This window comes from Lentzea alba (assembly GCF_047445655.1).
Lineage (GTDB): Bacteria > Actinomycetota > Actinomycetes > Mycobacteriales > Pseudonocardiaceae > Lentzea > Lentzea alba_A.
The window spans coordinates 162,854-183,036 of sequence record NZ_JAJAEG010000014.1; the positions used below are offsets into that span (position 1 = coordinate 162,854).

The window sequence follows — 20,183 nt, forward strand, 5'->3', positions numbered from 1 at the left end:
CCGGGGAGAGGGAAGGGTCCGACACGCTCCGTGTCGGACCCTTCCACATTTTCTACGGTCGGGCGGAGAGCCCTCGCCCGTCCAGGTAGCCCTGAATGCGCTCCGCTGACAACGCCGGCGCGGCCCCGCCCTGGCCGTCCTTCGGCACGTCCGGCCGCGGGTCACCGTGGCACTCGGAGCTGCTGCCCGGCAGCGCCCCGTCGATCAGGTACCGGTTGACCCGGTCGTCGACGCACTTGTTGCCACCGCCGTAGATGCCGTGCTTGCCCTCGTCGACGACGGTGATCAGGTTGTGCCCCAACCGGGAGGCCATCGCCGGACCGCTCGCGTACTGTGTCTGCGTGTCGCCCTCGGACTGCACGACCACGCCGACGGGGTAGTCGGTGCGCGCGATCCTGATCGGCTCCTCCGGCGGCGTGAACGAGCGGAACGTGCACGTCATCGGTGCGGCGCGGACGATGCCGAACCCGAACGGGTAGCGCTCGCGGAACGTCCGCATGTCCTCGTAGTAGACGTGCAGGTCGGTCGGCCAGTCCGACTCGCACGTGACCGTGTCGAACACGCCCGACCGCAGCTCCTGCAGACCGGTCTTCGCGAGCACCTGCCCGGCCTTGGCGCCCTCGGAGTTCTCCGGCTTCTCCCCCGACCGCAGCTTGATCACGATCGACGCCAGGTCCGACCACAGTGGACGGTAGCGGGAGCCGACACCGACCGCGCCGTCGAAGGAGGACCGGTTGTGCTCACCGATCGGCGTGCCGTGCAGCTTCGCGGCGACCTTCTCGACCTCGGCGATCACCTCGCCCTGCGACTTGCCGAGACCGAACTTCTCGTTGCGCTCCCCCACCCACGTCGCCCACGCCTCGACGCCGCGCCGGTACGCCACGGCCTGCTGGCGGAACTGCTCGTGCCAGATCCACTCCGGGTGCACCGCCGAGTCGAGCACGCTGCGGTCGAGCCGGTTCGGGAACAACGTCCCGTACACCGCGCCCAGGTACGTGCCGTAGGAGTAACCCAGGTAGTTGATCTTCTGCTCGGCCAGCACGACGCGCACGACGTCCATGTCCCGCGCGGTGTTCGCGGTGCTGATGAACTGCCGGATCCCGCCGGACGACTTCTGGCACGCCTCCTCGGCCTCGCGCGCCTCGGCCGCCCACTTGCCGAACTCGCCGTCCGCGGGCCGGGAGTCCGGTGCGGCGATCGCCGGTGCCGCGCGGCAGTTCAGCGCCGTCGAACCACCGACGCCACGCGGGTCGAAGCCGATCAGGTCGTAGACCTGCGCGAGCTCGGACTTGCCGAGGAACATCGGCATCCCGAGCCCCGAACCGCCAGGTCCACCCGGATTGGTGAACAGCACTCCACGCCGGCGGTCTTGCGCGGCCGCCTTCTTGCGGCTGATCGTCAGGTTGATCCGGTCGCCCGCCGGTTTCGCGTAGTCGAGCGGCGCGACGAGCGTGGCGCATTCCAGTTCGGCGAGCTTTCCGCTGCACTGCGCCCACTTGACCGGTTGGGCGTGGTACTCGGCGAGCGGGTCGGGTGGGTCGGCGGAGGCGGTCACGCTGGTGGTCAGGAGCGCGACGACACCTAGGACAAGGGCCGGGAACCTACGCAAGACGAAAACCTCCGCGCCGAACGAACTGACCTCTGCTGCCCGAAGGTATGGCCGTTCAAACGCCGGGGAGGGTTCTGTCACCCGTACCGGTGATGTCACCTCAAGGGCCTTAAGCTGCGGGTATGACCAAGGCAGCCCCGGCGAAGGAGGAGCACCCGCCCACCCTCTCCGCACGCACGATGCGCAAGATCGAACGCGCGTCCGGATCACTCGCCACGGCGAGCGTGTCGGAGATGGAACAGCGGCTGCCGTGGTTCGCCCGCATGCCCGCGGACCAGCGGGCGAGCGTGTTGCTGCTGATCCAGAACGGCGTGGCCGGGTTCGTCGAGTGGCTGCACGACCGGCAGCAGGCGATCCGGCTCACCGCGGACGCGTTCCGCAGCGCTCCCAAGGACATCTCCCGCTGGGTGAGCCTGCGCCAGACCGTCGAGCTGGTCCGGATAGCTCTGGAGCTGTTCGAGGACCAGATGCCGTCGATGGCGGCGAACGAGGCCGAGCGCGCGCTGCTGATGGAGGGCGTGCTCCGGTACGGGCGGGAGATCGCGTTCTCCGCCGCCACCTCCTATGCGGCGGCTGCCGAGGCGCGCGGAGCGTGGGACGCCCGGCTGGAAGCGCTGGTCGTGGACGGCATCGTGCGTGGCGACCCCGAGGAGTCGTTGCTCAGCAGGGCCGCGGCGCTCGGCTGGGACCCGGCGCTCGAAGCGACGGTGCTGGTCGGCAACCCCGGTGGCGAAGATCCGCCGACGATCATCTACTCGGTGCGCAGCAAGGCGGCTCGTGCGGGACGGCCGGTGCTGCTGTCCGTGCAGGGATCGCGGTTGGTCGTCGTGCTGGGCGGGCCGACGGAGACCGGCGAGGACGTGCTGGGGCGCATCTCCGAGGGCTTCGGCGAGGGGCCGGTGGTGGCGGGGCCCACGGTCCAGTCGCTCTCCGAGGCACATCGCAGTGCCAGCGACGCGTTGAGCGGACTGCGCGCGGTCGTGGGCTGGCCCGCCGCGCCGAGGCCGGTGCGCTCGCTGGACCTGCTGCCGGAACGGGCTTTGGCGGGCGATCCGGAGGCGGAGTGGCAGCTCGTTGACAGGGTTGCGCGGCCGTTGGAGGACGCCGGAGGGGCGCTGCTGGAGACCGTGGACGCGTTCCTGGAGGTCGGCGGCGTGCTGGAGACGTGCGCGAAAAGACTGTTCGTGCACCCGAACACGGTCAGATATCGCCTTCGGCGCGTTCAGGAAATGACGGGAAGAAATGCACATGACGCTCGAGACGCGCTTGTGCTTCGCGTCGCTTTGTCTGTAGGACGCCTTGCCCGCTCCCGGGGCCTGTGGTAGCCGTCGGCCTGTGACCGACTTCGCACACATCCGTTAGGGTGAGAGCCAAACGACCTGCCCACACCCTGAGCTGGGCTTACGTCGAGCAGCGTTCACCAGGCTGACACTTTTGTAGGGTCTCTACAAATACGATCGCAGTACTTCGTTCTTTACAGCATGGGGTACCGGTGGGTTCACCAGCTTTAGTAATCGACGTGATCGCACTCCTCGCGCCCGGACAAGGGTCCCAGACGCCCGGCATGCTCACCCCCTGGCTCGAACTGGAGGGGGCGGAGAAGCAGGTCCGCACGTGGTCGGAGATCACGGGCCTCGACCTGGTGCGTCTCGGCACCACCGCGGAGGCCGAGGAGATCGTCGACACCGCGATCACCCAGCCGCTGGTCGTGGCTCTCGCCGTGCTCGCGTTCGGTGAGCTGCGCAAGCGCGTCGAACTGCCGTCCGCCGTGATCGTCGGCGGTCACTCGGTCGGCGAGCTCGCCGCCGCCGCGGTCGCGGGCGTCATCAGCGCCGACGACGCCGTCGCGCTGGCCGCCGTGCGCGGTGCCGCGATGGCCGAGGCGTGCGCCCTGGAGCCGACCGGCATGGCCGCGGTGCTCGGTGGCGACGAGCCGGAGGTGCTCGCGCGCCTCGAGGAGCTCGGTCTCGTGCCCGCCAACCGCAACGGCGCCGGCCAGATCGTCGCGGCCGGTCCGCACTCCGCGCTCGACGCGCTCGTGGAGAACCCGCCCGGCCCGGCGAAGATCCGCAAGCTGGCCGTCGCGGGCGCGTTCCACACCAAGTACATGGCGCCTGCGGAAGACGCAGTGCGCGCGCGTGCCGCTCAAGTCACCACGCACGACCCGTTGCTGCCGCTGGTGTCCAACAAGGACGGTCAGGTCGTCACCGAGGGCACCGAGGTGCTGCGGCGCCTGGTCTCCCAGGTCACGAGCCCCGTTCGCTGGGACCTCTGCCAGGCCACCCTCGTCGAGAAGGGCATCGCGGGCTCGGTCGAGCTGCCGCCCGCCGGCGTGCTGACGGGTCTCGCCAAGCGTGCGATGAAGGGCACCGCAACCCTCGCCCTGAAGACGCCCGACCAGCTCGAGAAGGTCGCGGAGCTCTTCGACACCGTTGGAGCTACTAAGTGACGACCTTCCAGGCCCCGCAGGCTGCTGCGGGTAGCCGCATCCTCGGCCTCGGCAGCTACCAGCCCGAGACCGTGGTGAGCAACCACGACTTCGCCGCTCGCATGGACACGTCCGACGAGTGGATCCGCGATCGCGTCGGCATCGTGAACCGGCGCTTCGCCAGCAAGGACGAAGGCGTCGTGGACATGTCGGTCACGGCGGGCACCAGGGCGATCGAGGACGCGGGCCTCACCCCTGCCGACATCGGCGGCGTGATCGTGGCGACGTGCACCATGCCGTCGACCATCCCGAACGCCGCCGCCCAGGTCGCCGACAAGATCGGCATCAAGGCCGCCGCGGCGTTCGACCTCAACGCCGCCTGCGCGGGCTTCTGCTACGCCGTGGCCACCGCCTCGGACATCGTGCGCGGCGGCACGGTGAAGAACATCCTCGTCATCGGCGCGGAGAAGCTCACCGACTGGACCGACCAGGACGACCGCTCGACCGCGATCATCTTCGCGGACGGCGCGGGCGCCGTCGTGATCGGCGCCAGCGACTCCAACCAGATCGGCCCCGTCGCGTGGGGCTCGGCCGGTGACATGGCCGAGGTCATCTCCATCACCGACCGCGACTCGTTCATCCACCAGGAAGGCCAGACGGTCTTCCGCTGGGCGACGACCCAGATCGCACCCATCGCGATCCGCGCCGCCGAGCTCGCGGGCGTCGAACTGTCCGAAGTGGACGTGTTCGCCCCGCACCAGGCCAATCTCCGCATCATCGAAGCGATCGCCAAGCGCCTGCGCAACAATGGTGCGCGCGAGGACCTGAAGGTCGCTCGAGACATCGTCGAATCCGGCAACACCTCCTCGGCCTCGATCCCCATGGCACTGGACCACATGCGGGCAGCGGGCGAGATCTCCTCGGGAGACGTGGTGCTGATGGTCGGTTTCGGCGCAGGCCTGTCCTACGCGGGACAGGTGGTCCGGTGCCCATGATTTTCACCGTTTCAATCGAAAGGGAACTTCAGTGAGCGACAACGTCCTTACCGGTCTTGCCGAGATCGTCGAAGAGGTCGCCGGCGTGGCCGCCGACGACGTCACCGCTGAGAAGTCCTTCGTGGACGACCTCGACATCGACTCGCTGTCGATGGTCGAGATCGCCGTCCAGGCTGAGGACAAGTTCGGCGTGAAGATCCCGGACGACGAGCTGGCGAACCTCAAGACCGTTGGTGACGCGGTGAACTACATCACCAGCAACAAGTGACTTCGGGCATCGAGGTAGTCATCACCGGGCTGGGTGCCACCACCCCGCTCGGTGGTGACATCACGTCGACCTGGGACGCGCTCCTGGCCGGCAAATCCGGGGTCCGCCCCATGACCCACGACTGGGTCGAGAAGTACGACCTGCCGGTCAAAATCGCGTCACAGCTGGTCGTTGATCCCACCGAGGTGCTCCCCCGAGTCGAGGCACGCCGGCTGGACCGCTCCGAGCAGGTCGCCATCGTGGCGTCCCGCCAGGCGTGGTCAGACGCGGGCCACAACGACGACACCGTCGACAAGCAGCGCCTGGCCGTCATCATCGGCACGGGCATCGGCGGCGCGATCACCCTCCTGACCCAGGACGACCTCCTGGAAACGCAGGGCCTGCGCAAGGTGTCACCGCTGACCGTCCCGATGCTGATGCCGAACGGCCCAGCCGCCCACGTGGGCCTGGAACTCAAGGCTCAGGCAGGCGTGCACGCCCCGGTCTCCGCCTGCGCGTCAGGCGCAGAGGCCATCGCATGGGCCTACCGCATGATCATGTCCGGCGAAGCCGACGTGGTGGTCGCGGGCGGCGCCGAAGCGTGCATCACGGCGATCCCGGTAGCGGGCTTCTCCCAGGCCCGCACCATGAGCACCCGCAACGACGAGCCGGAAAAGGCCTCGCGCCCGTTCGACACGGCACGCGACGGCTTCGTCCTGGGCGAAGGCGCGGGCGTCATGGTCCTGGAACGCCGCGAGTTCGCCGAAGCACGCGGTGCCAAGATCTACGGCCGCCTGGCGGGCATCGGTACGTCCGCCGACGGCTACCACATCACCGCCCCGGACCCCGAGGGCGTGGGCCAGTCGCGTGCCATCGCCGCTTCGCTGCGGTCCGGCGGCATCGACCCGTCCGACGTGGGCCACGTGAACTGCCACGCCACCTCCACTCCGGTGGGCGACGTCGCGGAAACCGTGGCAATCCGCAAGGCGATCGGCGACCACCCGGTCCTGACCGCACCCAAGGGCGCCCTCGGGCACCTGCTGGGTGCAGCAGGAGCAGTGGAAGCCATCATCACCGTCCTGTCGATCCGCGACGGTGTGGTTCCCCAGACGCTGAACCTGGAGAACCTCGACCCCGCAGTGACTCTGGACGTGGTGGCGGGCGAGCCCCGCAAGATCAAGCTGGACGCCGCAGTGAACGACTCGTTCGGATTCGGCGGCCACAACGTGGCCCTGGCCTTCACTCCGGCCTAGTCACTCCGCACGGTCAACGCCCCGGTCCGCTTCGGCGGGCCGGGGCGTTGTGCTTCGCGAAGCCGAAGGCGAGCCGTCCTGAGCAACAGGCGTGCCATCAACCCGCGTGTGGCGCTGGCCGTCTTGATCAGATTGGCGGGGTCCGGGGCGGAGCCCAGATCTTTGAACAGGACCCTCCGCCCGCAAGGCGACCATCCGCCCGCGACGCGCCCACCTACGGCCGCAACCTCAACACTTCTCCATCTGGGGATTCCGGTTCTCCGGCCCAACATCAACCTTCAACTCCCCACCCTCCCAAACCATCACGTACACGACCCGCCACCGAATGCAGGGCTCCGGCAACACAAGCGGAGCCTTGGAAACATCCTGAGTGGACACGAACGAGATCAACACCCGCAACCGCCGCCCAACGACGTCAGACTCGACCCGCTGAACGACCATCCCCCCGTCCCGAGTCGTCTCGTACGCAGCCATCCACGAGCTCTCAGACTGCTCAGAAGCCCGCCGAGCCGACACCGACGACCGCCACAGCGCAAAGTCCCGCGCGTTGATCGAGTCGAAGTACTTCTGCAGCACCGCCTGCACAGCGGTCCGGTCAGGATGCGAGAACGAGTCCGTGCTCAACCGCACCGACGCCAAACCAGGCAACGGCACCCCCGACACGGACGACGACGGCACCACCGGCTCGCCCAACGCCCCAGCCGGCCGCGAGTACACGGTCCGCCCCACCATCCCGGCCGCCACCGCGGCACCGGTGATCACCACGACTGCCGGCACCAGCCAGCGGCTAGCCACGCTCCCCACACACGCAGCCTAGTCGCACCCCCGCCAACAGCAGAGGGCTGCTCACAAACCGTGATTCGTTACGTCTAAACATAAAACTTCACCCGAAAGACTACATTGCATACAGATTGCAAGTTGCATGTAGCAAGACAATGACTGCTACATAAAAACCCCATGTGCAATCCCATACTCCGAATGAGTTCTTTCGGGGTAGCCCCTACCGCCGATCGGCCGCACTAAACACGCATTGGCAGCCATTTACGGCTTCACTCGAAAAGAGCATGCGCAACAGCGCGTGCACGGCAATTGCCACCACCCAACTATACGTCGGGATCCGCGTGGAATACCGCAGGTCAGCGAGTTGCAACATCAAGAACGATACAGTGCCGTTTAGCGACGAGCTGGTACAACACTGTTGACGCATCAGTCAGCAAACCTTGCAACCGGGTGAGATGGACCCAAACCTCACCACGAAGCGTCACATACGCGCCGGTAACCAGGGGTCTTTTGACCACGAACGGGGTAGCCATATGCCCCTAATGGCGGATTGGCCATAGCTGCTCGATTGTGCGGGAATATGCCGCGTAAAGAAAAACGCAGAACTACCAAGGAGGGGAATTCGGTGGACCTCAGATACGAGGCGTACTGCTTCGCAGATCGGCAGTTCTACGATCTGCAGAGCAGCACCGAAACCACTCCCAAGGACGACTTTTCCACCGAGTTGCCGCAGCTCCCAGTCGATTGGACGACGGTCGAGCGCAACGTGTGGCGACACCACCACCCGAAGGGTGTACAGCTGCCCAACCAGGGGTGGAAGATCCACGTCAGCGCGGGTCTCGACAACGCCGGCCGGGTGCTGAAGGCCACTTTCGACTATTGCGTCGACAAGCGGATCCCGTTCAAGTACCTGCAGACGATGTCGATCGTGCTCGCCCGCAACTCGAAGTACGCACCCCGCGAGGGCAGCGGCAAGCTGCTCACGATCTACCCCACAAGCACGGAGCAGCTCGAGACGATCCTCACCGAGCTCGCCCAGGTCCTCGAAGGCCAGCACGGCGCCTACATCCTGAGCGACCTGCGGTTCGGCAAGGGGCCGCTGTACGTGCGCTACGGCGGGTTCGTCGAGCAGTGGCTGGAGGTCGGCGGGCAGCAGGTGCTCGCGATCGCCAACAAGGACGGCGAGCTCGTGCCGGACAGGCGCAAGCCCGTGTTCAGCCTCCCGGAGTGGATCGAGCTGCCGGCCTTCCTCAAGCCGCACCTGGACGAGCGCAACGCCGGCGACCCGGAGCAGTTCCCGTACCGGATCAAGAGTCCGCTGCACTTCTCCAACGGTGGCGGCGTGTACCTGGCGACGCGCAAGAGCGATGGCAAGGAGGTCGTGCTCAAGGAGGCGCGGCCGCACGCCGGGCTCGACCGCGAGGGCGAGGACGCGGTGATCAGGCTGGAACGCGAGTACGACACGCTCACCAAGCTCAGCGGCATCCCCGGAGTTCCCGAGGTGTACGAGCGCTTCACCGAGTGGGAGCACCTCTTCGTCGCCATGGAGTACATGCCGGGCCGCTCGCTCGGGCAGTGGGTCGGACTGCACTACCCGTTGACGCACAAGGACGTCAGCGACGAGACGCTCGCCGAGTACAAGACGCGGGCGCTGAAGATGGTCGACCGCATCGAGTCGCTCATGGCGCAGGTGCACGAGCGCGGGGTCGTGTTCAGCGATCTCCACACGCTCAACGTCCTGGTCGACGAGAACGACGAGATCTCGCTGATCGACTTCGAGCTCAGCTCCACCATCGACGACGTCCGCAAGCCCACGCTCGGCTCGCCGGGGTTCCAGGCGCCGCGGGACCGCGACGGTTTCGACATCGACGCGTACCCGCTCGCGGCGCTCAGGCTCTGGTTCTTCCTGCCGCTCAACACGGTGCTGGAGCTCTCGCCAGCGAAGATCCCCCAGCACGTCCGCGTGATCCAGCAACGCTTCGGGCTCACCGACGAGTACTGCCGGCCGATCATCGACGTGCTCACCCCGCGCGTCGACCCGCCGACGGACCCGGCGTTCACCGAGTTCGACGAGGAGACCCCGGACTGGTCGGTGGTGCGCAAGGAGATCGCGACCGCGATCCTGCACAGCGCGACGCCACAACGGACGGACCGGCTGTTCCCCGGCGACATCGAGCAGTGGGAGGTCGGCGGCACGTGCTTCGGCTACGGCGCGGCGGGTGTGCTGCACGCGCTCGCGGAAGCCGGCCAGGGCCGTTATCCCGAGCACGAGGACTGGCTGATCAAGGCGTACCGTCGCGAGGCCCCGAAGCAAGCGGGCTTCTTCGTCGGCGCGCACGGCATCGCCCACGTGCTGGAGAACTTCGGCCACCACGACCTCGCCACCGAGATCGTGGACACGTACGCGGAACTGCTGCCGATCACGCAGGACCACGGGCTGAGCGCCGGCTTGTCCGGCATCGGGCTCAACCTGCTGCACTTCGCGGACGCCCGGCAGGACGACAGCTGTGCCGCCCAGGCAGAACACCTCGCGGAACGGCTCGCCAAGCAGCTGGCGGATGCACCGGGACCGGGTGACAAGGCCAAGGCAGGACTGCTGCACGGCTGGTCCGGACCTGCGCTGTTCTTCCTGCGGATGTTCCAGCACACCGCGGAACGCCGGTGGCTGAAGCTGTCCGAGCAGGCGCTCGACCGCGACCTGGCGGAGACGATGATCGCGCTCGACGGCTCGCTGCAGGTGCGGGACGGCAACCTGCGGACACTCCCGTACGTCGGCATCGGCGGCGCCGGTGTCGCGCTGGCCCTGACCGAGTTCGCGAAGGTCGCACCGGACCGGCCGTGCGTGGAGAAGCTGCCGGAGCTGCTCGGCGGCGCGACCGGGGAGTTCGTCATCCAGCCCGCGTTCACGCTGGGCCGGGCCGGACTGCTCGCCACGCTCGCCCACGCCACCAAGCACTTCCCGGACGAGCACCTCGAACGCGCCGTCCAACGACACCTCAAAGCACTGGGCTGGCACGCGGTGCGTTACGGCGGGGGACTCGCGTTCCCCGGTGTGCAGCTGCGCCGGCTCTCCATGGACCTCAACACCGGCGGTGCGGGCGTGCTGCTCGCCATCGCGTCCACAGTGGACGGCCGCCCGCCCTTGCCCTTCCTGGGCACCAGAACGCCGGTCATCGCTGACCGGTAGCAGTACAAACGATCGATCCCTCTATCAAGGAGAATTGTCATGGGTTTCATCCTTGACATGCAGGACCTCGAGACGCCCGAGGCCCCCGCCACGATGATGGCCGGCGGCAGCGGTGGCGGCGGCGGCGGTGGCGGTTCCACCACCGCGTCCACCGTCTCCCTGCTGCTCCCGTGCAGCCACAGCGGTGCGTCGCTGCTGCTGTGCTGATCTCGCCTAACCGCGCGTGAACGGGCCGGTGAGCGGCATAGGCGAAGTATGCCGCTCACCAGCCGACTACGAGGGCTCGGCAGCCGGCCAGCTGCCGGGCCCTCGCTTTCATGATGGGCCCTCGTCAACTGTGGAGGAACAGCCCGATGCGCAAATCCGGTGACCGGCTGCTCCTCGCCACGGCCAAACGCGACTACCGTCCGTGGCTCCTGCTCCTCAACGCCGCCGTCACCACCACCGCAGGGCTGCTGCTCCCCGCCGCACTCGCCGGCGCCGTCGACATGGCACTGGCAGGAACATTTGTGCTGTTCACCGTCCTGTGGCTGCTCGCGCTCGCGGGCGTGGAGGTGCTCGGCGAGGCGATCGGCATCGTGCTCGCCGCGAGCATCACGGCTCGCGCCACGGCCTGGCTCCGCCGCCGCCTCACCCGGCGGTTCCTCACTCTCGGTCACCCGTCGCAGTTCGCCGCCGGAGACGCGGTGAGCCGCGTGACAGGTGACTGCGGCAACGCCGGCGGCATCGCGGTCACCGTGATCGGGTTCCTGGTCACCGTCGTGTCCTCGGTCGGCGCGGTGGTCGCACTGGCGCTGCTGGACTGGCGGCTCGCGGTGGTGTTCCTGTTGAGCGCCCCACTGGCCGGCCTGCTGATCCGCACGCACATGCGCCTCACCGCCGACGACGTCCTTGCCTACCAGGAGGTTTCCGGCGAGGTCTCGGCACGCCTGCTCGACTCCGTCTCCGGCCTGCGCACGATCGCCGCCGCCGGCATCGCCGATCGCGAGACCGAACGCGTGCTGCAGCCACTCCCCCGGCTCGCCGCGGCGGGCATCGGCATGTGGCGCACGCAGGCGAAGATGATGTGGCGGGCGGGACTTCTGCTGCCCGCGGTCGAGGTCGCGGTGCTGACCGCCGCCGGTTTCGGCGTGATGCAGGGCAGGCTGAGCACCGGTGACGTGCTCGCCGCCCTCGGTTACGCCGCGCTGGGCATGGGCATCGTCGGCCAGATGACCCAGCTGACCGTGCTCGAACGCACCCGCGCCTCCGCCAGCCGGATCGCCGAGGTCCTCGACACCCCGATGCCCAAACGTCCTGCTCTCGTGCCCGGCGACGGGATCGAGCTGCGCAACGTCAACGTCGGCGACGCACTTCACGACGTCAGCCTCACGATCCCCAGCGGCGCGTTCGCCGCGGTCGTGGGCAGTTCCGGCGCGGGCAAGTCGACGCTGGCCGCGGTGCTCGGTGGACTGTCCGCTGTGGACTCCGGCGAGGTGGCCGGGGACGGCGAGGTCGGCTACGCCTTCGAACGCCCGGCGCTGCTGGGCACGACGATCGGCCGTTCGATCGGCTATGGAACGGATGCCGACGAGATCCAGGTGCGAGACGCTGCCGTCGCCGCCCAGGTCCACGACGTGCTGATCCGCCTGCCGCAGGGCTACGAGACACCGGTGGCCGACGCCCCGTTGTCCGGTGGTGAGGCGCAACGGATCGGCCTGGCCCGCGCGATCGTGCGAGATCCAGGGGTGCTGGTGCTCGACGACGCCACCGCCAGCCTGGACACCGTCACCGAGGCCAAAGTGGACAAAGCGCTGACGACAGCGCTACCAGGCAGAACCCGCGTGGTCGTGACACACCGCCCGGCCACGGCAGCACGTGCGGACGTCGTGGTGTGGCTGGAGAACGGCCGGGTCAGAGGCACCGGCACCCACCAGGAGCTGTGGGACGACGAGGACTACCGCGCCGTGTTCACCGGGGGCGAGTGATGCGTTTCTACCTCTCCACGTTGGCAGGACACCGAAAAGGCGTCCTGATCCTGCTCGGCTGGTCCGCCCTCGAAGGCATCCCCGCGTTCTTCGGCGGCAAGCTCGTCGGCGCCGCGGTCGACCAGGGCTTCGCGGCGGGAGATCCGCTGGCCGGCGTGCTGTGGCTGCTCGTGTTCGCCGCACTCGCGGTGGCCGGAGCGCTCGGCCAGCGCCAGGTGTTCGCGCGGCTCGGCGACGTCGTCGAACCCATGCGCGACGCCCTGGTGACGCGGGTCGTCAAGGGCGTGCTGAACGACCCCACCCACCGCAGGACGCCGGACGCCAGCGCGGTCGCCATGATCACCCGGCACGTCGAGGTGGTCCGCGACGCGACGGCCGGCGTTCTGGTGCAGGCCCGTGCACTTCTGGTCACCACGATCGCGGCGCTGATCGGCCTCGCGACCACCGCGGCCGCGTTGATCTGGCTGGTGGTCCTGCCGATCGTCGTCGCGCTGGTGTTGTTCGGGCTCATGCTCCCGTCGCTGGCCAAGCGCCAGCGCGACGCCGTGATGGCCGACGAGCGCACCGCGGAGGCGTCCGGCGCGGTGCTGACCGGGCTGCGCGACGTCGCCGCCTGCGACGCGGCGGCCGAGGCCTACCAGGACGTCGCGACGCAGATCGACCAGCAGGCCAGGGCCTCGGTCGTCGTCGCGTGGGCGAACTCGTTGCGCGCCACGGTGATCGCGATCGGCGGCTTCGCCCCGGTCGTGCTGCTGGTGGCATTCGCTCCCCCGTTGGTCGCATCGGGTCAGCTCACCACCGGCGCGGTGCTGGCGGCGGTCGTCTACCTGACCAACAGCGTGAACCCGGCGTTGCACGGCCTCGCGCGCACCACCAGCACGGTCGTGATGCGCCTGATGGTTGCGCTCAAACGACTTCAGGAAGCCGCACCGCGCAACACCGGAGAACCAGGCCAGGAGATCCCGGCGAACGGCGACATCGTCCTCAAGGACGTCACGTTCAGCTGGAGCCCGGACGCCGAACCGGTCGTGCGCGGGCTCTCCCTCACCCTGCGTCCCGGCGACCACCTGGCCGTGGTCGGCCCGTCCGGCATCGGCAAGTCCACTTTGGCCAGTCTGGTCACCGGGTTGATGCCACCGGACTTCGGTACCGTGCTGTTCGGTGGCGCACCCGTTGACCTGGTCGTTCCGACGATCAGACAGCACGCGGTCGCGCTGATTCCACAGGAGACGTACCTGTTCACCGGCACGCTCAGGGAAAACCTGACGCTGCTGGCACCGTGGGCCACCGACGGGGAACTGATCGAAGCGCTCACAAAGGTTGGCGCCAAACCACTTCTGGACAGGTTGGGTGGCCTGGACGCGGCGCTCGGCCACGGCGGAGAAGGACTTTCCGCTGGTGAGGGCCAACTTCTGGCACTCGCGCGAGTCTTCGTGACGTCCGCGAGCATCGTGATCCTCGACGAGGCGACCTCACACCTGGATCCCGCGGCGGAGGCCAGGGTCGAACGGGCTTTCTCGCAACGGGACGGAATTCTCGTGGTGATCGCGCACCGGCTCAGCTCCGCACTCAGGGCGAACCGCGTGCTGGTCATGGACGGCGGCAGGCCGTTGCTCGGCACCCATGAGAACCTGCTGAAGACCTCGCCGCTCTACGGACAGCTCATGCTGGCCTGGGACCCCACGCACCACGAGGAAACCCCGCTACCCAAACGGTGAGCGGGGTCCACTCAGGACTAATCGGCCCAAAATCAACCGACACGGTGTAGCCAGGTCACCGGCGCGCCGTCTCCCGCGCGGCGGAACGGTTCCAGCGCGTCATCCCACGCCGCGCCGAGGAGTTCGTCGACACCGTGCGCGAAGGACTCACCACCGCGCGCTCTTACCGCGAGTGCGCGCAGCTGGTCCTCGTTGACCACGATGTCACCGTTGGCCGACGTGCGGGCGTGCCACAGCCCCAAAACGGGCGCGAAGCAGAAGCGTTCGCCGTCTTGGCCCGAGGACGGTTCCTCGGTCACCTCGAAGCGAAGCATTGGCCACGCTCGGAGCGCAGCCACTAGTTTGGCGCCGGTGCCGGCGTCTCCGGTCCATGCGCATTCAGCGCGCAACTGGCCTGGTGCCGCGGGTTGCGCCGCCCAACGGAGGTCTACTCGCTCACCGAGGGTGCCCGAGATCGCCCACTCGACGTGCGGGCAGACCGCAGACGGCGACGAGTGGACGTAGACCACGCCACTGGTGCTGCCACGGGTGCTCACTGCTGACCTCCGCTACTCGACGAGGGACGTCTTCCCCTACGCCTTTGCCGAGTGAGGTGATCACCGCGAATCCCGTTCGCTGCATTGTGCCTCGACTTGAGGCGTGTCCGCCATAAGAACCAGCTCGATCATCACCCGACCGGGGCAGATACAGGTCTTAAGTCCCGATCTCCCCGGCCGAGTGATGCGTGATCGTGATCTACAGAGCGTTTACCGCGGCCACGACGTCGACTAGGCCCGTGCCCTTGTCGAACGACGAGGTGTACGGGCCCACCGGCTGGTACCCGGTGCCGTACTTGTACGCCGAGGACTTCAGCGCCCGCTCGATGTCGGCCGGGGTCGCGGAAGGCTTGGCCTGGAACAGCTGCGCGACGATGCCCGCGAGGTGCGGGGCCGCCATCGAGGTGCCGCTGATCGTGTTGAACGTGCCGAGGTCGAGCAGGCCGGGACCGTTCTGCGGGTCGAGGCCGGTGGCACAGATCGGCAGGTACAGACGGCAGGACGAGGCGATGTTCTCCCCCGGCGCCGAGATGTCCGGCCACGTCGCGGAGTTCGCCGCCAGGCCGCGCGACGAGAAGTCCGACAGCGCGCCGTCACGGGTGCCGGTGTTCTGGTCGTTGTAGGACGCCACCGAGATCACGCCGGGCGTGGGGTCGGTGCCGGGTGGGTTCGAGAGGTTCGCCGAACCGTCGCCGCCGTCGTTGCCGTTCGCCCACACGACGACGACACCTTCGGCCACGAGCTGGCGCTGCAGCTTGACCGTCACCGACTCGGGGTCGAACGCACCGCCGCCGGACGGGCCGTAGGAGTTGTTGATCACCTTGATCGGCGGGCAGGTCGACGCGGGCACGCCGGCGCCGCACGGAGCGCGGTGGTTCTCCAGCACCCAGTTCAGCGCGGCGTCCGCGCCGAGGATGAGGATCGCCGCGCCGGTCGAGATCACGACGCCCTTCGCTCCCGGCGCCGCGCCGCGGATCATCGGGCCGCCGGTGGTCTGCACGTCGCCACCGATCGCGATGCCGGTGACGTGGGTGCCGTGGCCGCCCAGCGACGTCGTGTCGGTGTCCAGGAAGTTCGGCACCGGCACGATGCAGCTGGAGTCCGTGGCCCCGTCCAGGCACAGGCTCTTGAGGTTGCGGACGATCTTGCCGCCGCTGAAGGACGGGTGCGTCGGGTCGACGCCGGAGTCGATCACCGCGACCGACACGCCCGCGCCGGTCAGGCCGAGGCTGTTGCGGGCGTCCAGGCCGCGCGTGGCGGTGTGCGAGGTCGAGCCGAGGAACCTGATCGGCTGCTGGGCCTCGACGCGCGTCACGCCCGCCTTGGCCCGTGCGGAGGAGATCCGCGCGGCGTCACCCCGCGCGGCCACCACGCCGATCTTGCGGAAGCTGGTGATCTTCTGCAGTCCGGCGGCCGCGACCGCCTGCTCCGCGGCGGCGATGTCGGTGCCGTGGACGTAGACCGTGGAGGTCGGCGCGGCCGTCGCGACAGGGGTTGAGGCGGCCACGAGCACAAGGGCGAACAGGGCGGCGCGTTTGAACATGGACCCTCCGTGAACATAGGCAGGCAATCCATCTAACGAGTGATCCACATATCGGTGACGGCTGTCACGCAACGTCTCGACTGGCTGCGTTTGGACGACCCCGGACCGCTACCGTGTCCCCCCGTGCGGAAAGGTGGGGACTCGTGCGGCTGATCCGTCTGGGTGCTGAGCCATCGGCCATTGGGGCGGACGTCCGTGCCGCCCTCACGGCGTGTGGCGCGGGTACCGAAGTCCTTGGTGGCGTGGCGCTGACCGGCGTGCACCCACCCGACTGCCCCATGCCGCTGGACGCGATCGTCGTGCTGCCCAAGGGCGTTCTGGTGATCGTCGGCGTCGACCTGCCCGACCCGGCGGTGAAGCTCGAGGCACCGCTCGGAGGTCAGTGGAAGATCGACGGGTGGCCGCTGGTCAGCCAGGACGGCGCGCCGAACCCGGCGACCGAGGCGGTGGCGGCCGCGACCGCGGTGGCGCAGCGGATCCAGGCGATGCGCGCGGAGCCGTTGCCGGTCAGCACGGTCGTGGCGGTCGGCCCGTTCGTCAGTCAGGTCGTGCAGCCGACGGTCGACCTCAACCGGGGCGTGCGCGTGCTGCACCCCAAACCGTCCACTTTGCTCACTGCGGCGCGTGAGCTCGCCACGTCGTCGGTGCCGTGCACGGCCGAGCACGCGGTGAAGCTGCTCGCGATCCTGCAGAACACCGGCACGCCGCCGACCGCGGCCACGTTGCTCGCCGAGGGCTTCAAGGACGCCGCCGCGGACCTCGCGTCGGCCAGCACGATGCTGATCCCCAAGATCAACGCGAAGCCGCTGATCCCGCGCAAGCGTTTGCCGTGGCCGTATCTGGCGATCGCGGGCTTGGTCTCGCTGATCCTCGTGGTGTGGCTGACGGTGGCGCTGAGCGGCGACGACAAACCGGCCGACGCCACGCCGGTGCCCTCGACGACGCTGCCCACGACGGTGGTGGTCGACGGCACGACGTTCGTGCCGAAGGACACCCGCAAGGACAAGGACTGCTCCGCGCAGGCGTTCGGCGACGTGAAGGCGTGGCTGATCGCGAACGAGTGCAAGGAGATCCTGCGCGCCACCTACGAGACGACCGTGAACGGCAAGCAGGCGACGGTGCTGGTGGCGGACCTGGACGTGCTGGACTCGCCGAGCGCGGCGGCGTTCCACAAGGTCGTCGCGGCGCCGGGGTCCGGCGGCGTGCACGGACTGGACGGCAAACCGCTGGAGAACGCGGCGTTCGCGAGCGGCGTCAAGGGCAACCACGGGCAGCTGGCGTTCGTCGTGTGGTCCGGCGGCGCGGGCGACCAGTCGCTCGAGCCGATCGCGAAGCAGGCGTTGCGGCTGCCCGCCACCCGATAGAGGGTGAAGGGCATGGTCGGACAACTCCGTTCTGTCGTATTCGACTGCCCGAACCCCTCCGAACTGGCCTCCTTCTACGAGAAGCTGCTCGGCGCCGAACGGCTCGCCGGCGGTGACGACACCTGGGTGGTGATCGTCGCGAACGGCCAGCGCCTGGCGTTCCAGCTCTGCCCGGACTACCAGCCGCCGACGTTTCCCGACCCGCACGGCTCGCAGCAGGTCCACCTCGACGTGCTGGTGGACGACGTCGAGGAAGCTGAACCGCGGGTGCTGGAGCTCGGCGCCCGCTTGGTGCAGAAGGACAACGATCGCTGGTTCCGGGTCTACGCGGACCCGATAGGGCACACGTTCTGCCTCGTGTGGCTTTCTTGATCGAGGCTGGCCCTGCGCCGAGGGGCTCGTTCGATGAGAGTCGCGGCTGAGGTCGTTCCTGGCGGTGCGGGCGGCCGACCCGCATACCGGTGTTGTATTCGGGTCGGCCGCCCGTGCCCCCGGGGGCCGCCTCAGCCCCGACTATCGCGAACACGGCCCCTCGGCGCAGGGCCTACTGTGGCGGGCATGGACTTCGACGTCATCGTCATCGGTGGTGGGCCCGTAGGTGAGAACGTGGCGTGGCGGACGGCCGCGGGAGGCCTGTCCACCGCCATGATCGAGAAGGAGCTGGTCGGCGGCGAGTGTTCGTACTGGGCGTGCATGCCGTCGAAGGCGTTGCTGCGGCCCGGTCACGCGCTCGCGGCCGCCCGGCGCGTCCAGGGAGTGAACGCGGGGTCGCTCGACCCGGCCGCCGTGCTCGCGCGACGGACCAGCTTCACCTCCAACTGGGACGACTCCGGCCAGGTCAAGTGGGCCGAGTCGGAGAACATCACGGTCATCCGCGGCGACGGCGAGGTCACCGGCGAGCGCGAGGTCACCGTCGGTGGAGAGGTTCACCGGGCGCGGCAGGCCGTCGTGGTGGCCACCGGCAGCGTGCCGAAGATGCCGCCGCTGGAAGGCATCGCCGACACTCCTGTGTGGACGTCGCGTGATGCCACGTCAGCGCGCGAGGTGCCGGAGTCGCTGGTCGTGCTGGGCGGTGGCGTGGTCGGCGTCGAGATGGCGCAGGCGTGGGCGCGGCTCGGGTCGAAGGTGACGATCGTGGTCTCGGGCGACCGGCCGTTGCCGCGCATGGAGGACTTCGTCGGGCCGTTGGTCGTCGAGGGCCTGCAGGAAGACGGCGTCGAGGTGCTGCTCAACGCCCGTGCGTCCGCGGTCGCGCCGGGAGCGCTGACGTTGCAGGACGGCCGGGTGATCAAGGGGTCGGAGATCCTCGTCGCGACCGGGCGCGTGCCGGCGACGAAGGACGGCAAGGCGATGACCATCGACGACACCGGGCTGGTGTCCGGTGTGGACGGCCGGTGGCTGTACGCGGCCGGCGACGTCACCGGGCGCGCGTTGCTGACGCACCAGGGCAAGTACCAGGCGCGGGCGGTCGGTTCGGCGATCCTGGAGCGGTCGCGCGGGTTCGAGCCCAAGCCGTGGTCGGCGGGGCAGGCCAACGCGGACCACGTGGCGGTGCCGCAGGTCGTGTTCACCGACCCCGAGGTGGCGTTCGTCGGGCACACCGCGGAGGAGGCCCGTGCGGCGGGCCGGGACGTCAAGGTGGTCGACCTCGACATCGCGGTCGCCGGCTCGTCGTTGCACGCGGACGGGTACCACGGCAGGACGCGGATGGTCGTGGACGAACGCACGCGCACCCTGGTCGGTGTCACGTTCGTCGGTCAGGACGTGGCCGAGCTGCTGCACTCGGCCACCGTGGCGATCGTCGGCGAAGTCACCGTGGACCGGTTGTGGCACGCGGTGCCCTCGTATCCGACGATCAGCGAGGTGTGGCTGCGGATGCTCGAGGCTTATGGCCTCTGACGGGCCTCCAGCACCGAACCGAGCATGCCGGTGAGCAGCTCGTTCGCCGTGCCGACCACGTACGCGCGGTCGTCCTCGTCGACGCGTTCGGCGAGCTTGAACAACGCGTCCGCGGTCTGCACGGCGATCCGGAAGGTGAGCATCACCGGGGCTTCGCCGTGCGCGCCGAACCGGTTGACGAACATCTCCGCCAGCCGTTCGGCCATGAGCTCGTACTGGTCCACGCTCGAGTCGAGGCGGTGGCTGTCCAGCATGTCGCTGAACCGCACCCGGCCGAAGCCGGGCACCTCGGTCAGCATCCGCATGTAGACGCTGACGATCTGGGTCATGGCCTCACGCCACGTGTCCGCGATCAGGTCGGCCGAGAACAGCTCCTCGACCTCACGGAGATAGGTCTCCATCCCGCGTAGTGCGAGAGCGTGGACAACAGATCGTTTGTCCGGGAAGTACTGATAGAAGGAACCAATGGGCACACCGGCCACATCGACGATGCGCGCAGTGGTGATGTCGTCGTAGTCGTATTCGTTCAGCAGGCTCGCACAAGCGTCCAGGATCGCGGAGACGGTAGCCGCGCCACGCTGTTGCACCGGCTGTCGACGCATCACCCTGGCTAACCTGCCCCTAGCCGGGTCTTCATGCACGCGAACATCTTTATCC

General features: G+C 68.6%; 17 protein-coding genes and 1 pseudogene. 12 read left to right on the top strand and 6 right to left on the bottom strand.

The window, feature by feature from the left end:
* Positions 1–52 precede the first annotated feature (52 nt).
* Complete coding sequence (locus tag LFM09_RS24070) at positions 53–1,609, bottom strand: alpha/beta fold hydrolase (protein WP_414098790.1); 1,557 nt, start codon at positions 1,607–1,609, stop codon at positions 53–55.
* A 509-nt stretch (positions 1,610–2,118) separates the two neighbouring features.
* On the opposite strand from LFM09_RS24070, the pseudogene LFM09_RS24075 reads away from it, so the two are divergent.
* Positions 2,119–2,886, top strand: a pseudogene (locus LFM09_RS24075) (PucR family transcriptional regulator); the annotation flags it as partial.
* On the opposite strand, the gene LFM09_RS24080 reads toward LFM09_RS24075, so the two are convergent.
* Positions 2,810–2,998 carry a TraY domain-containing protein gene (locus tag LFM09_RS24080; RefSeq protein ID WP_414098791.1) on the bottom strand — a complete coding sequence of 63 codons (189 nt, stop codon included), beginning with the start codon at positions 2,996–2,998 and terminating at the stop codon, positions 2,810–2,812. The pseudogene LFM09_RS24075 and the gene LFM09_RS24080 sit on opposite strands and share 77 nt — an antisense overlap.
* A gap of 130 nt (positions 2,999–3,128) precedes the next feature.
* On the opposite strand from LFM09_RS24080, the gene LFM09_RS24085 reads away from it, so the two are divergent.
* From LFM09_RS24085 to LFM09_RS24100, 4 genes are read left to right on the top strand one after another with little or no spacing between them, the layout of a single operon-like run.
* Positions 3,129–4,058, top strand: coding sequence for an ACP S-malonyltransferase (locus tag LFM09_RS24085; RefSeq protein WP_414098792.1), 930 nt, complete (start codon positions 3,129–3,131; stop codon positions 4,056–4,058).
* Positions 4,055–5,032 carry a beta-ketoacyl-ACP synthase III gene (locus tag LFM09_RS24090; protein ID WP_414098793.1) on the top strand — a complete coding sequence of 326 codons (978 nt, stop codon included), beginning with the start codon at positions 4,055–4,057 and terminating at the stop codon, positions 5,030–5,032. Before LFM09_RS24085 ends, LFM09_RS24090 begins: the two co-directional genes overlap by 4 nt.
* 31 nt (positions 5,033–5,063) lie before the next feature.
* A complete protein-coding gene (locus tag LFM09_RS24095) occupies positions 5,064–5,300 on the top strand; it encodes an acyl carrier protein (protein WP_089950824.1) in 237 nt (78 codons plus the stop codon).
* Positions 5,297–6,532 carry a beta-ketoacyl-[acyl-carrier-protein] synthase family protein gene (locus LFM09_RS24100; protein WP_414098794.1) on the top strand — a complete coding sequence of 412 codons (1,236 nt, stop codon included), beginning with the start codon at positions 5,297–5,299 and terminating at the stop codon, positions 6,530–6,532. Before LFM09_RS24095 ends, LFM09_RS24100 begins: the two co-directional genes overlap by 4 nt.
* A gap of 228 nt (positions 6,533–6,760) precedes the next feature.
* On the opposite strand, the gene LFM09_RS24105 is transcribed toward LFM09_RS24100, so the two are convergent.
* On the bottom strand, positions 6,761–7,336 hold the full coding sequence (locus LFM09_RS24105) for a hypothetical protein (protein ID WP_414098795.1): 576 nt from the start codon (positions 7,334–7,336) through the stop codon (positions 6,761–6,763).
* Positions 7,337–7,937: 601 nt separating this feature from the next.
* On the opposite strand from LFM09_RS24105, the gene lanKC reads away from it, so the two are divergent.
* The 4 genes from lanKC (at position 7,938) to LFM09_RS24125 (ending at position 14,184) form a co-directional block, all read left to right on the top strand.
* Positions 7,938–10,499, top strand: coding sequence for a class III lanthionine synthetase LanKC (gene lanKC, locus LFM09_RS24110; protein ID WP_414098796.1), 2,562 nt, complete (start codon positions 7,938–7,940; stop codon positions 10,497–10,499).
* 39 nt (positions 10,500–10,538) lie between these two features.
* Complete coding sequence (locus LFM09_RS24115; RefSeq protein WP_414098797.1) at positions 10,539–10,706, top strand: SapB/AmfS family lanthipeptide; 168 nt, start codon at positions 10,539–10,541, stop codon at positions 10,704–10,706.
* A 146-nt stretch (positions 10,707–10,852) separates the two neighbouring features.
* On the top strand, positions 10,853–12,466 hold the full coding sequence (locus LFM09_RS24120; protein WP_414098798.1) for an ABC transporter ATP-binding protein: 1,614 nt from the start codon (positions 10,853–10,855) through the stop codon (positions 12,464–12,466).
* Positions 12,466–14,184 carry an ABC transporter ATP-binding protein gene (locus tag LFM09_RS24125; protein WP_414098799.1) on the top strand — a complete coding sequence of 573 codons (1,719 nt, stop codon included), beginning with the start codon at positions 12,466–12,468 and terminating at the stop codon, positions 14,182–14,184. Before LFM09_RS24120 ends, LFM09_RS24125 begins: the two co-directional genes overlap by 1 nt.
* Before the next feature lie 32 nt (positions 14,185–14,216).
* Here LFM09_RS24125 and LFM09_RS24130 read toward each other — a convergent pair whose 3' ends face one another.
* Entirely contained in the window at positions 14,217–14,720 is a 504-nt protein-coding gene (locus tag LFM09_RS24130; RefSeq protein ID WP_156212598.1) for a DUF3145 domain-containing protein, read from the bottom strand.
* Between the two features lie 199 nt (positions 14,721–14,919).
* Positions 14,920–16,263: a S8 family peptidase gene (locus LFM09_RS24135; RefSeq protein WP_414098800.1), complete on the bottom strand. Its 1,344-nt coding sequence runs from the start codon at positions 16,261–16,263 to the stop codon at positions 14,920–14,922.
* Positions 16,264–16,406: 143 nt separating this feature from the next.
* On the opposite strand from LFM09_RS24135, the gene LFM09_RS24140 reads away from it, so the two are divergent.
* From LFM09_RS24140 to LFM09_RS24150, 3 genes are all read left to right on the top strand, one after another.
* The gene (locus LFM09_RS24140) at positions 16,407–17,627 is read left to right on the top strand and encodes a hypothetical protein (protein WP_414098801.1); all 1,221 of its coding nucleotides are present in this window, start codon (positions 16,407–16,409) and stop codon (positions 17,625–17,627) included.
* 12 nt (positions 17,628–17,639) lie between these two features.
* Positions 17,640–17,999, top strand: a complete 360-nt coding sequence (locus LFM09_RS24145) for a VOC family protein (protein ID WP_414098802.1) — start codon at positions 17,640–17,642, stop codon at positions 17,997–17,999.
* 186 nt (positions 18,000–18,185) lie between these two features.
* A complete protein-coding gene (locus LFM09_RS24150) occupies positions 18,186–19,526 on the top strand; it encodes a dihydrolipoyl dehydrogenase family protein (protein WP_414098803.1) in 1,341 nt (446 codons plus the stop codon).
* On the opposite strand, the gene LFM09_RS24155 is transcribed toward LFM09_RS24150, so the two are convergent.
* Positions 19,514–20,128: a TetR/AcrR family transcriptional regulator gene (locus LFM09_RS24155; protein WP_414098884.1), complete on the bottom strand. Its 615-nt coding sequence runs from the start codon at positions 20,126–20,128 to the stop codon at positions 19,514–19,516. The genes LFM09_RS24150 and LFM09_RS24155 overlap by 13 nt on opposite strands.
* Positions 20,129–20,183: the final 55 nt, after the last annotated feature.